This window comes from Myxococcus hansupus (genome assembly GCF_000280925.3).
GTDB classification, from domain to species: domain Bacteria; phylum Myxococcota; class Myxococcia; order Myxococcales; family Myxococcaceae; genus Myxococcus; species Myxococcus hansupus.
Window position 1 is genome coordinate 3,190,621 of record NZ_CP012109.1, and the last position, 12,866, is coordinate 3,203,486.

At 69.2% G+C, this 12,866-nt stretch carries 9 protein-coding genes; 2 read left to right on the forward strand and 7 right to left on the reverse strand.

Annotation, left to right across the window (positions count from 1 at the left end):
• The first annotated feature begins 26 nt into the window (after positions 1–26).
• Positions 27–5,534: a type I polyketide synthase gene (locus A176_RS12525; RefSeq protein ID WP_002638595.1), complete on the forward strand. Its 5,508-nt coding sequence runs from the start codon at positions 27–29 to the stop codon at positions 5,532–5,534.
• Between the two features lie 4 nt (positions 5,535–5,538).
• On the opposite strand, the gene A176_RS12530 is transcribed toward A176_RS12525, so the two are convergent.
• Both A176_RS12530 and A176_RS12535 read right to left on the reverse strand, forming a co-directional pair.
• Positions 5,539–5,799 carry an acyl carrier protein gene (locus A176_RS12530; protein WP_002638594.1) on the reverse strand — a complete coding sequence of 87 codons (261 nt, stop codon included), beginning with the start codon at positions 5,797–5,799 and terminating at the stop codon, positions 5,539–5,541.
• Positions 5,796–6,584 (reverse strand): thioesterase II family protein, encoded by a 789-nt coding sequence (locus tag A176_RS12535; RefSeq protein WP_002638593.1) that lies wholly within the window; start codon positions 6,582–6,584, stop codon positions 5,796–5,798. The genes A176_RS12530 and A176_RS12535 overlap by 4 nt, the downstream gene beginning before the upstream one ends.
• 37 nt (positions 6,585–6,621) lie before the next feature.
• Between A176_RS12535 and A176_RS12540 the strand changes: the two genes are divergently transcribed.
• Positions 6,622–7,899: a cytochrome P450 gene (locus tag A176_RS12540; protein WP_002638592.1), complete on the forward strand. Its 1,278-nt coding sequence runs from the start codon at positions 6,622–6,624 to the stop codon at positions 7,897–7,899.
• A 13-nt stretch (positions 7,900–7,912) separates the two neighbouring features.
• Here A176_RS12540 and A176_RS12545 read toward each other — a convergent pair whose 3' ends face one another.
• The 5 genes from A176_RS12545 to A176_RS12560 all read right to left on the reverse strand — a co-directional run bounded on the left by A176_RS12545 (position 7,913) and on the right by A176_RS12560 (position 12,847).
• Complete coding sequence (locus A176_RS12545) at positions 7,913–9,313, reverse strand: isoprenoid biosynthesis enzyme family protein (RefSeq protein ID WP_002638591.1); 1,401 nt, start codon at positions 9,311–9,313, stop codon at positions 7,913–7,915.
• 147 nt (positions 9,314–9,460) lie between these two features.
• A complete protein-coding gene (locus A176_RS39315; protein ID WP_002638590.1) occupies positions 9,461–9,613 on the reverse strand; it encodes a hypothetical protein in 153 nt (50 codons plus the stop codon).
• Between the two features lie 64 nt (positions 9,614–9,677).
• Positions 9,678–11,006 carry a JmjC domain-containing protein gene (locus A176_RS12550; RefSeq protein ID WP_002638589.1) on the reverse strand — a complete coding sequence of 443 codons (1,329 nt, stop codon included), beginning with the start codon at positions 11,004–11,006 and terminating at the stop codon, positions 9,678–9,680.
• Between the two features lie 3 nt (positions 11,007–11,009).
• On the reverse strand, positions 11,010–12,254 hold the full coding sequence (locus A176_RS12555) for a hypothetical protein (protein WP_002638588.1): 1,245 nt from the start codon (positions 12,252–12,254) through the stop codon (positions 11,010–11,012).
• Positions 12,255–12,265: 11 nt separating this feature from the next.
• Positions 12,266–12,847 (reverse strand): DUF6624 domain-containing protein, encoded by a 582-nt coding sequence (locus A176_RS12560; protein ID WP_044889217.1) that lies wholly within the window; start codon positions 12,845–12,847, stop codon positions 12,266–12,268.
• Positions 12,848–12,866 lie beyond the last annotated feature (19 nt).

The window sequence follows — 12,866 nt, forward strand, 5'->3', positions numbered from 1 at the left end:
TCGTGTCGGAGGAGAATGCTTCCTCGATGGAGTCGATGACGCCGCTGCAGCGAGCGGCGCTGGCAATCAAGACCCTGCGGGCGCGCGTCGACGGATTGGAGCGCGCGCGCTCGGAGCCCATCGCCATCATTGGCATGGGGTGCCGGTTTCCAGGTGGGGCCAATGACCCCGCGACGTACTGGGACCTGCTGCGCGCGGGTGTGGACGCGGTGGGGCCGGTGCCTCCAGACCGCTGGGACGCGGAGGCGTACTACGCCGCGGACCCGGACGCGGTCTGGAAGATGATTGTCCGTGAGGGAGGCTTCCTGTCGCAGCCCATCACCGGCTTCGACAGCGAGTTCTTCGGGCTGTCGCCCCGCGAGGCGAACTACGTCGACCCCCAGCAGCGCCTCATGCTCGAGGTGTCGTGGGAAGCGCTGGAGGACGCCGGCATCGCGCCGGGCTCGCTGGCGGGCAGCGACACCGGCGTCTATGTCGGCTTCCTGAGCAGTGACTACGGCCGCGTGCCCTTCAAGGCGGTGCAGACCCGGGACCTGCCGTACATGGGGACCGGCAACGAGCTGAGCTTCTCCGCGGGGCGCGTCTCGTACGTGCTGGGCCTCCAGGGGCCGTCCATGGTCGTCGCGACGGCGTGCTCCTCCGCGCTCGTCTCGGCCCACCTCGCGTGTCAGGCCCTGCGTCAGGGCGAGTGCTCGCTCGCGCTCGCGGGCGGGGTGAATGTCATCATCCGGCCGGACAGCAACATCGTCCTGTCGAAGATGCGCGCCCTGGCGCCGGACGGACGGTCGAAGACGTTCGATGCCTCCGCCAATGGCTACGGCCGTGGTGAGGGCTGCGGCGTCCTGGTGCTCAAGCGCCTCTCCGACGCGCAGCGGGACAAGGACCGCATCCTCGCCGTCATCCGTGGCTCGGCGGTGAACCATGACGGCCTCAGCGGCGGACTGACGGTCCCCAACGGCCCCGCGCAGGAGAAGCTGCTGCGCAAGGCGCTGGAGTCCGCGGGCCTGTCGCCCTCGGACGTGAGCTACATCGAAGCCCACGGAACGGGGACTCCGCTGGGCGACCCCATCGAGCTGCGCGCGCTCGACGCCGTGCTCCGTCATGGCCGGAGCCCCGAGGCGCCGTTGCTCGTCGGCTCGGCGAAGACGAACCTCGGACACCTGGAGTCCGCCGCCGGTGCCGCGGGGATGATCAAGGTCGTGCTGTCGATGCGGCAGGGAGAGATTCCCCCGCACCTGCACTTCCGCAAGCCCAACCCGGCCGTGGATTGGGACCAGTTGAACCTCGCCATCCCCACGCAGGTGACGCCGTGGCCGGCGGGCGAGAAGCCCCGGGTCGCCGGCATCAGCGGCTTCGGCCTCAGCGGTGTGAACTCCCACGTGCTCATCGCGGAGGCTCCGCCCGTGCAGCCGCGGACGCCGGAGCTCACGCCTCGGCCGCACCATGTGCTCGCGCTCTCGGCGCGGACGCCGCAGGCGCTCGGTGAGCTGGCGCAGCGTTACGCGCAGGCGCTCGGCCAGCCCGAGCTCACGGCGCAGCCGCTGGAGGACATCTGCTTCACCGCGAACACGGGGCGTGAGTCCTTCCGTCACCGGCTGGCGGTGCTGGGCACGTCGCACGATGCGCTGCGCACGCAGCTCGCCGCCTTCGCCACGGGGGAGAACCCACCCTCGGTGCTGACGGGCAAGGCGGAGGCGGCGCCCAAGCTGGCCTTCCTCTTCACCGGGCAGGGCGCGCAGTGGCTGGGGATGGGGGAAGAGCTGTTCAAGACGGAGCCCGCGTTCCGTCAGGCGCTGCTTCGGTGCGACGAGGTGCTGCGGCCGTTGATGGGCCAGTCGCTCATCGACCTGCTCTATCCGGCGGATCGCGACGCACAGGCGCGGGCGCGGCTGGACGAGACGGGCTTCACCCAGCCCGCCCTGTTCGCGTTGGAGTACGCCCTGGCGCAGGTGTGGATGCAGTGGGGCGTCCGGCCGGACTTCGTCATGGGGCACTCCGTCGGCGAGTTCGTGGCAGCGTGCGTGGCGGGGGTATTCACCCTCGAAGAGGGGCTGGATCTCATCGCCACCCGTGCGCGGCTGATGCAGTCGCTGCCCGCCGGAGGCGCCATGGCGGCCGTGTCCGCCGAGCGCGCCGAGGTCGAGGCGCTGCTGGGCCGGTACGACGGCCAGGTCTCCATCGCGGCCTTCAATGGCCCTCGCAACATCGTGATTTCGGGGCGTGAAGCCGCGGTGAAGGACTGCGTGGCCGAGCTGACGCGGCAGGGGAAGCGCGGGACGATGCTGCGCGTCTCCCATGCGTTCCACTCGGCGTTGATGGACCCCATCCTCGATGCGTTCGCGCGGGCGGTGGAGAAGGTCCGCTTCCAGGCGCCGACGCTCCCGTTGATTTCCAACCTGACCGGGCGCGAGGCGGGGAAGGAAATCCTGACGCCCCGATACTGGGTGCAGCACCTCCGCGAGCCGGTGATGTTCGCCCGTGGAATGCAGACGCTGGAGCAGGCGGGCGTGAAGGCCTTCCTGGAGGTCGGTCCCAAGCCCACGCTGGTGACGATGGGCCAGTCCTGCATCACGCAGGGGAACCCGCTCTGGGCGGGGAGCTTGCGTCCCGAGCGCTCGGATTGGCAGCAACTGTTGGAGGGGCTCGGTGCGCTGTACGTCGCGGGTGTGCCCGTGAACTGGCGGGGCCTGGACCAGGGGCGAGAGCGATACAAGGTCGCGCTGCCCGTGTATCCCTTCCAGCGGCGGAGTCACTGGATGGAGCTGACGGGGGACTCCTGGGACTACCCGGGGGCGAGCACGGCGCCGACGCCGCTCCACCCGCTCCTGGGACACCTGCACGCTTCGCCGTCGCAGACGCGGCAGTTCGAGTCCTCCGTGGGCGCCGCGAAGCCCGCCTTCCTCAAGGACCATGGTGTGTATGGACAGGTCCTGATGCCCGGCGCGGCCTACGTGGAGATGGCGCTCGCGGCGGGGGCGGCGCTCTTCACGGGGACAGGAGGGACGGTCGACGAGGTCACGTTCTCGCAGGCCCTCTTCCTACCCGAAGCAGGTGAGCGCCGGGTCCACTTGCTGTACTCGCCGGAAGGCGAACGCGGCGGGCGCTTCGAAATCCACAGCCAGGAAGAGCGCACCGGTGACGGGGAGTCCGCGTGGATTCTCCATGCGCACGGTAAGGTGTCCGCCGCTGGGGCCACGGACGGCTCCCGCGTGGACCTCGCGCGCTTGAAGAAGCAGGTGTCGCGGGAAGTCCCGGTGGCGGGCTACTACGAGAAGCTGAGCCACGCCGGGCTCGCCTATGGTCCGAGCTTCCGTGGCATCCAGCAGCTCTGGCGCGGTGAAAATGAGGTCCTGGGCCGGTTGGCCCTCACTGGCAGCGCGGCGGACGAGGCGGAGCAGTACACGCTCCAGCCCGCGCTCCTGGATGCCTGCTTCCAGATGGTCGGGGCCGTGCTCGACGAGGAGGGCGATGCGGCCTACCTGCCCGTGGGCGTCGGCAAGGTCCAGGTGCTCCGGAGCGGCTTGAAGGACGTCTGGGCCCACGCCACGTTGTCCCGGTGCGATGACGCGAAGGGCCCTGGCTTCACGTGTGATCTCCAGCTCCTGACGGCGGACGGAGACCTCGTGGCGACGGTGGAGCGGTTGTCACTCCGGCGCATCACCCGCGAGAGCCTCCTGGGCGCGAAGGGCAAGCGCTTCCAGGGCTGGCTCTATGAGCTGGAGTGGCAGGAGCGGCGGCTGGAGGCCGCGCCGTCAGTGGAGTCCTCCGCGCCGACGACGCAGTGCCTCATCCTGTCCGACGTGGCGGGCGTGGGAGCGCGGCTCGCCGAAAAGCTCAAGGGGCGCGGATGGCATGTCGTGACGGTGCGCGCGGACGCGCCGGGCGGGCGTGAGTCCGCGCAGGCGCTCCTCGCCCGGTTGCCGTCGGGCGCGGCGCAAGGGCCCTTGCGCGTGGTCGACTTGTGGAGCCTCGACGGTGATGGCCATGACGTCCCGGCGCATGCCTTGGGACACGCCTCACGCGTGCTCGCGCTGGCCCAGGCGCTGGTCGAGGCCAAGGGGGCGGACACGGCCCTCTGGCTGGTGACGCGTGGCGCGCAGTCGACGTCGGAGAAAGAGCGCATCACCCACCTCGGAAGCTCGGTGTTGTGGGGGCTGGGCAAGTCCATCACCCGCGAGCACCCGGACCTCCACTGTCGCCGCGTGGACCTGGATGCGGGCGCGCCCGGGCACGAAGTCGAGCAGCTCCAGGCCGAGCTGCTCGGCGCCGGCGCCGAGGACGAAATCGCGCTGCGTGGCACGTCCCGCCGCGTGGCCCGGCTGGTGCGGAGCCGTCGGGCGCGGAGCGCGGGGAGCGACGTCACGTTGTCGCCCGACGCGAGCTACCTGGTGACGGGTGGCCTCGGCGGCCTGGGGCTCGTCGTCGCGGAGCGGCTGGTGGAGCGGGGGGCCCGTCACCTCGTGTTGATGGGCCGTCGCGCGCCATCCCCGGAGGCTCGAGCCCGGCTCGACGTGCTGGAGCAGCGCGGGGTGACGCTCCAGGTCCTGCAATGCGACGTGGCGGCGGCCTCGGAGCTGGAGCGCGCCGTCTCGGAGCTCTCCGGACGGATGCCGCCCATCCGGGGCGTGGTCCACTCCGCGGGCGTCATCGATGATGGCCTCTTCGTGCAGATGACGCCGGAGCGGCTGGCGAAGGCCTTCGCGCCCAAGGTCTCCGGTGGTTGGAACCTTCACCAGGTGTTCCAGGGCACGGCGCTGGACTTCTTCGTCGTGTTCTCCTCGGCCTCGTCCCTCATCGGCTCGGCGGGACAGGCCAACTACGTGGCCGCCAATGCCTTCCTCGACGGGCTCGCGCGTCACCGCCAGGCACAGGGCCTGCCCGGACTGAGCCTCAACTGGGGCGCCTGGGCCGACGTGGGCGCGGCGGCGGAGGACTCGATTCGCCGTCGCATGGAGCAGTTGGGCTTCGGCGTGATTCCGCTGGAAGACGGGCTTCAGGCCTTTGAACAGGCCCTGGGGCTCAAGGGACAGCTCGGCGTCCTTCCGGTGGACTGGGCGGTGCTCGGACGCCGAGGTGCTTCGCCGCTCTTCGAGGCCTTCATCGAGAAGCCGGGCCCGGCCGCGAGCGAGGGCATTCGTCAGAAGCTGGAGAAGCTGCCGCCCAAGGAGCGCCGAGGCGCGTTGCGCGCGCACGTGGGCACGCTGGTGAATGGCGTGCTGGGGCGTCCGCCGACGGAGCCGCTCGACCCGAACCAGGGCTTCTTCGAGTTCGGCATGGACTCGCTGATGTCCGTGGAGCTGCGCAACGTCCTGCAGCGCAGCCTGGGCACCTCGCTGCACGCGACGGTGGCCTTCGACAACCCCACCGTCAACGGGCTGGTGGACTACCTGGCGGCGGAGGTGTTGGGCCTGCGGGAGGAGGAGGCCACGCCCGTGGAGGAGGCGCCCCAGGACACCGAGCTGGAGGCGCTCCTGGCCGACGTGGACAGCCTGGACGACGATGCCGTCCAGGCCATGCTCCGGCGCGGCCGCTGAGCGACTACGGCTGGCGGGGCCTCGCGTCGTAGACGAGGTCCGTGATGGCGGAGAGCGTCTGGAGGTTCTCCACCTTCAGCGCCTCCGCGGGGACGGAGATGCCGTACTTCTTCTGGACGAAGGCCATCATCCGCGCCGTCTCCAGCGAGTTCAGCACGCCCAGCTCCAGCAGCGGGGTGGACGCGTCGAGCTCGTTGGAGTCTCCATCCAGGAGCTCCTCGACGACGTAGTGGGTCAGTTCCTTGAGGAGGGTGTCTCGGTTCATGATGTGAGACCTGTCGTGGGGGTGAGTTCGTTTTGAACGGCCTGGACAACCTGGACGGTCATTTCATTGATGAAGAAATGGCCGCCCGGAAACATCTTCATGGAGAAGGATTTCTGTGTTTGCCGCCGCCAGTCCTCCAGCGCGGCTTCAGACACACGCGGATCCCGCGTGCCGCCCAATGCACAGACTGGCACGGGGAGCGGCGGCTCGTCCTGGTAAATATAGCTCTCCGACAGCTTCAGGTCGGCGCGCAGGATGGGGAGGATGAGGTCCAGAATCTCGGGCTGTGCCAGGACTTGCTGAGGGATTCCGTCGTAGCGGGCGCTCAGCTCACGGATGAAGTCATCCCGCTTGAGGCCACTCAGGGGCGGCAGGCCGCTGCGCCGCGACGGCGCCTCGGCGCCGGAGACGATGAGCGCCTGGGGCAGCGGCAGTCCCCGGCGGCGCAGCTCGCGGGTCAGCTCGAAGGCGATGAGGGCGCCCAGGCTGTGGCCGAAGAAGGCGAAGGGCGCGCCCAGGAGGGGCGACAGCTCCTTCACGAGGGCGTCCATCAGCCGGGGCAGCTCCTCCACGGAGGGCTCATGGAGGCGGCTCTCCCGGCCGGGAGGCTGGATGGCGCACACCTCGATGTCTGCCTCTGGGAGCAGGTCCGGCCATTTGAAGTAGGGAAGGCTGCCCGCGCCCGCATAGGGAAAGCAGAACAGCCGCAGGCGCGGCGCCGCGGTGGGCTTCCGCCGGATGAGCCAGGGCGTCGGCTCCGTGACTGGATGGGTTTGTGAATTCATGACGTGATTCGTAAACACGAATGTGAGAGTGGCTGCAATGTCAAACGCACTGTGGGGCGTCCGTCCGCTGGTGGAGTTCGAGCCGTTCTCTTCCGTGCACTGGGAGGACCCATACCCAGTCTACCGCGCGCTGCGGGAGCACAGCCCCGTGCATTGGGCACCCAAGGCGAAGCTGTTCTGTGTATCACGACACGCTGACGTCGACTTCGTCCTGCGCCGGCCCGAGCAATTCTCATCCCGGGCGATGACGGCGGTGATGTTCGAGAACAAGCGTCCGGAACTTGGGGACGTGCCCTCACTGTTGCGCCTGGTCGTGCGGGGCCGGGTGGATGTGCAGAAGTTCTTCCAGGGGCCGCCGGACGCCATCATCAACTCGGACCCGCCTCGGCACGGCGCGCTCCGGGGCATGGTGAGCCGTTGTTTCACGCCGCGCACCATCGCTTCCTGGGAGCCGAGAATCCGCGAGCTCGTCAATGAATGCCTGGCGCCGCTCCGTGCGGGGCAGCCGTTCGACGTGGTGTCCGGGCTCGCCGTGCCGCTGCCCGTGGTCATCGTGACGGAGATGCTCGGCGTGGAGCCGGAGTGGCGCGCGGACTTCAAGCGGTGGGCCGCTGGCTTCATCACCTATGCCACCGGCGCGGGCCGTGACACGCGGCCGATGCGCGAGTTCTTCGACGTCCTCACGGAGTTTCGCGCCTACATGCGCACGCTGGTGGAGAAGCGGCGCCAGGCGCCAACGGAAGACCTCATCAGCGTGCTCGTGGATCCGGCGCAGAAGGAGGTGCTCGATGAAGAGGAGCTGTTCAGCTTCATCCACACGCTCCTCCTGGGGGGCAATGAGACGACCACCAATCTGATTGGCAACGCCGTCGCCGCGCTGCTGGACCACCCGGAGCAGCTCGCTCTCGTGCAGGGGGCGCCGGAGAAGATTCCGGGGCTCGTCGAGGAGACGCTGCGCTGGGAGTCGCCGGTGCAGTTCACCCTGCGCTCGGCGGTGGAGGACGTGGACGTGGGTGGGGTGCGCCTGCCCGCGGGCTCCAACATGGCCCTGCTGCTGGGGGCGGCGAACCGGGACGAGCGTGCCTTCAAGTCGCCAGACACCTTCGACGTGACGCGCACGCCCTCGCCGCACCGGGCCTTTGGCTTTGGCATCCATCATTGCCTGGGCGCGGGGCTCGCGCGCCTGGAGGCCCGCGTGGCGCTGGAGGAGCTGGTGCCGCTGCTCCCCGGCGTGCGCCGCGCGGACGCACGCCGGGAGTACGTGGACTCGTTGATGATGCGTGGCCTGGCGCGGCTGCCGCTCGTGCCGCGCTGAGAGGCCGCGGTGGCTACTTCCGGCAGCCGCCGCGCAGCTCCCGGGCCGCCGCCGCGACCGTCTCGATGCTCAGCGCGACCCAGTCCGCGCTGTCACGGGCGAACTGCTCCGCGAGCTCCGCGTCCACCGCGGGGTTTCGCCGGGAGCCCGGGCGGAGCTGCTGGAGGAAGTTGTCGCGGGCCGCGATGGAGTGGCGCGCGGTGCGCTCCGCCAACTCGCGGCCGCTGTTGAAGACCTCCTTCAGGCCCGGGTCGCGCAGGTTGGACGGCGAGCCCGCGGCGGACTCGCGGCAGCTCCGGGCGAAGTCCGCGGCCGTGCTCTTCGCCGGCGTGGCCAGGAGCAGGCGCTCCAGCGCGCTGGCCTTCGGGCCGGGCTGGTCGAAGGACTCGCGGTCGCCTTCCGCCTCGCAGGCGCCCATGACCTCCAGCGCGACGGCCGGGGCCAGGGCCGCGGGGCAGCCTCCGAGCTGCTGCAACTCACGACGGCTGGCGGCCACGTCCACGGGCGGCAGCGGCAGCGCGGAGATGAGGGAGAAGAAGGAGCGCAGCACCGGCAGCTTCACCGTCTCCGAGCCTGGGATGGCCTTCAGGGCCGTCTGGATGGCGCTCCAGGGCTTGGTCTCCTTCGCCCCATAGATTTTGAGGTAGCCCTGCTGCAGGAAGCTCAGCCAGCCCTCCGCGAACGCCGTGGCGATCTTCCGGCTCTCCGGCGAGGTGAGGCGTGAGGCCTCGTCGTGGACGGCCAGGAAGTACTCCAGGCAGATGGCCTTGCGCATCCGGACGATGCGCTCGCCCGCGGTGGAAGGGAGCGAGGCGGGAGGCGTCATGGTCAGCCCCAGCAGCTCCAGCTCCTCGGCGCTCAACCAGAAGCGGCCCAGGTCGAGGTCCTCCTGCAGGTCCACGAGGTCGTCGAACATCTGGAGGCCCACGGCGGACAGCTTCACGATGCGGCGCACCGTGGCCTCGTCCACGTCGGAAAGCTGGAGGCGCTGCACCATGTACGCGCCAGGGCCGGCCTTCAGGTACCAGAGGGAGAACAGCTCCTTGACGGTGAGCGGGCGGCCCAGCGCCAGGTACTCGCGCTCCGCGTAGAAGGAGCGGATCTGCTCGATGAGCCGACGGCGGCCGTCGATGAGCGTGGGGGCCGCGGCCATGAACTCGCGGAGCACGCGAATGGCGTCCAGGTCCTCGGTGAAGGCGTTGGGGTCATCCAGAATCTGGAACCCGTGCGCGTCCACGAGGTCGTCGATGCGGCGGATGCCGAACCAGAAGTAGGTCCACAGCCGTCCTTCCGACTCCGTGGCGACGATTTGGGGCAGGTACCCCAACACGTCGACCTCCAGGAGCCAGCGCCGCATCGCGGCGAGGGACGTCTCGCTCAGTGGATTCCCATGCAGCTCGACGGCGCTTTTCATGTCACGGCTCCTGGGTGGATGTAGGAGGGTGACAGGATAGTGAGCGCGGCTGCCTGCTCCAGAATGCCTTGCATCGGTTTCGTCAGGCACACTGCGCAGGTTGGGCTCCGGGCCGCTGACGCCTCCCAGCGGCCCGGAAGACTGCTGTCAGTAGGGGGAGCAGTAGACCTTGATGCAGGTCCTCGCGGCGGCCTTCGTTGCCGAGGGCGAGGTGGACTTCTCCATCTCGCGCATCATCTCCACGAGCTTCTGCTTGGCTTGCTTGGAAGCCTGGGGCGCCTTCGACTTCGCTTTCGTCATGATGACTCTCCTCCGTCGGTGTGGGCGAACTGCGGGCGTAGCGTGGGCTTTGATGACGGATGCGTCAAGGGGTGAGAGTGATTGAGCGGAATGTATGAAGTTTTTCCAGGAGGCTGCGCATTCCGTCACGCGTCGCGGCAATGATATCCGCGTCGTGTGTCGCGGTGTGTCGTGCTCGAAAGGGCTGTATCAGCTCACCCACGGACACCGCCCGTCCTGTGTTCAATCGTTGGAACAACGTTTCGACTGTTTTTCCTCCGCCGATTCCTCGCAGCGCGTGGCCATTGACGGCACAGAGCCACTGCCGGGCCCCGTCGCGTTCGAAGAGCACGGGGAAGCGTGAGTCCACCCGGATGCGCTGCGAATCGCGCAGCCGCCGGGTGCGAGCAGGGGCTGGAACGGGTTCGAAGCCTCCGGCGGAGAGCCGTTTCATCCAGGTGGCCTGGATGTGCCGCTGGGCTTCCTGTGGCGCGCTGACGTCATGAAACGCCTCCACCGCCTCGGCGAGCGCGCGAGGCAACCGCGCGGACAGGACGCCCTTGTTCTCGAACGCGCCTCGGTCCAAGGGCGAGGCCTTCACGCGGGCCAGCCGCGTCTGCTTCCACTGCTGCTCCGCCAGGGAGGTCTCGTCGAGCATCCCGCGCAGCAGGTCGTCGACGGAGAAGAGGGGCGGGTGTCCGCTGATGGGGATGCCGACATTCACGCTGCTGGCCACGCCCGTGCCTGTGTTTTCGCCCACGTGGTAGTAGGTGGAGGGCCAGTAGAGGATGTCTCCGGGCTCGACCTCGGCCACGAAGGACGACTTCAGATAGGGCTGATAGTCCAGGATGGTGGAGACGTCTTCACGCCAGGGGCGCCGGGCCCAGAAGCGCATGCGCTTGCGGCCCCGGAGCGCGAAGAGGAAGGTCGTGAACCGGTCCATGTGGACGCCTACGGGGCTGCTTTCGTAGGTGCCATGAAACAGGGTGGTGATGCCGCCTGATTGGGGAAGTCCCACGCGCCGCCACAGCTCGGAGAAGAAGTCGCGCTCGCGGGACCACAGCAGGTGGCTGAAGCTGTGCAGGCTGGAGACGATGAGGGCATAGCGCTGCTCGCCCAGCCGGGCCGCGAGGCGGGCGTCATAGCCATCCAGGGAGCCATCCTTCGCCTGGGGCAGCCACTCCCTGGCGAAGAGCTGCCGGAGCCGGTCCACCGTGAAGGTGATCTCCGGGCGGGAGTTCGAGGCGTAGCTCCGTGACAGGTAGTGCCGGGTGGCGCTGGCGGCGGCCTCGAAGGTGTCCTCGGCCGTGAAGGGCGAGGCCCCCGTTCCCTTGAAGAGCACCGGGCGCTGGTTCCAATAGCGCGCGACGAAGGTGTCCCAGTCGAAGCGATGCGTGATTTCGAGCGCGGGCATGTGTCAGACCTCCGTCCCGGCCACGGCCTGGATTCCGCGCAGCCGCAGCAGGGAGCCCAGCAGGACGCGGACCTCCTCGCGCTGCGCGGCGGTGCGCCCCAGGCCGCAGAGCGCGTCGACGCGGCAGGGGGCGCCGGTGTCCAGGGCGTCGAACAGCCGCCGCGCCAGGGCCTCGCCGGGCCCCGGAAACGCGTGGCCATTCACGGCCCATATCCACAGGCCCGAAGGGTCCTTCATCCGGAGGATGTCCGTGGAGGGCGTGCGCCGCACGTGCAGCGTGTCCTTCAACGCGGTCGCCGTATCCGGTGGGGGCACGGGCTCGAGCGCGCAGGCGCTGACACGCCGGGCCCAGGTGATGCGGAGCATTTGCTGAAGCTCGGCCTCCCGGGTCAGCGTGTGGAGCGTGTCCGCGGTCTGCTCCAGTCGCTCCACGGTGGCCCGTCGGCCCGCGCGGGGCCGGCGCCAGGGATAGGACAGGTAGGGCACCGTCTCGTCGTGTTCGGCCTCGCGTTCGAGCATCGACACGAGCACGCGCTTCACCTCATCCGTGGGCCGGCTGCCCTTGACGGGAATCCAGACGTGGAGCGCCATGCAGTCACCCGGCGCCTCTTCGAGATGCCAGCGCTGGGACGGGATGTAGAGGCACTCTCCGGCCCGGGCTTCCAGCGTCGTGGCCTCGTGGAGATGCTGGTCGAAGTCCACCGTCTCGTTCGCGGGCTGGCCCCAGAGCTTCTTCCAGAGCCGGACGCGAAGCTGGCCCTGGAGCACCAGGGTGAAGCGCGAATGGTGGGGCCGCTTCGCCAATCCCAAGGGGCCCCGGCTGAAGCGGCCCAGCACCAGCTCCGTGGTGGCGGGCAGCACGGGGACACCCACGCGCTCCATCAACCCCCGGAGGAAGCCGCGCACGGCGCCCCAGAGGCTGAAGTCGAACATGAAGGGCTGTTCAACCTGGATTTGGAAGGACGCGCCTTCGAGCCCTCCGGAGGCACGGTCCAGGTAGCCACCGAGGGTGGCGTCGTCGTGACCAGGGAGGAGGGGGCCCGGTGACGCCAGCCGGGCGTGTCCCACGTAGAAGCGGACGTCGGGCAGGGCGCGAAACCGCGTGCCGTGTCGGAAGGGCTCGCAGGTGGCCGCGGTGCGCTGAAAGACCTCTCCCGCGGAGAGGACGGGGGCCGGCAGCTTCATTCGCGCCGGTGTCTTCTCCCAGTGCCGCTCCACGAAACGTTCCCAGTCGAATCCATGACGCACGGTGTCTCCGGTCAGGTGGGAAGGAAGTGCCGGCGGATGCGCCGGGCATACACCTCCAGCGGGGGAAGGTTCAGCGCTTCGCGCCTGACGTCAACGGTGTCTGGCCTCTCGATGGGATACGGAACGAACTCGCCCTTCACCTTGCGGAACTTCGTTCCATAGAGCTGCTTTTTTCCCTCACGCATGCGCACCACGTCCGTGAGGTAGGCCACCTGCTCGATGGGGACGTCGCCGCGCTTCGCCGCGTCGCGCAACAGTCTCAAGCACCGTCGCTGGAAGGTGATGGCGCATTCGGCATGCTGGACCAGTCGCCATGCGGCGGCCGCCGCGGAGGCCCCCACCAGCTTGTGGCCCGGCCAGCCATGCTCCGCGATGACGCCTCGCAGCCAGTCAATGCCGGTGGTCGTCAGTGCGTCGAGCTGGCGTTCGAGGGACCGGTCCTTGAACGCCGTCTGCACCCAGGCCGCGCGGAGCTGACTGTCGATGCGGTCCAATCGCAGCAACTGCGCGCGCACGTCGCGATTCACCTTCGCCGAGGCGGACCGGTCCGCGGCACGCTTGCGCCGCGGCGTTGGACGTTGGAGGAGACTCATGGCGGCACAGCCTAACAGT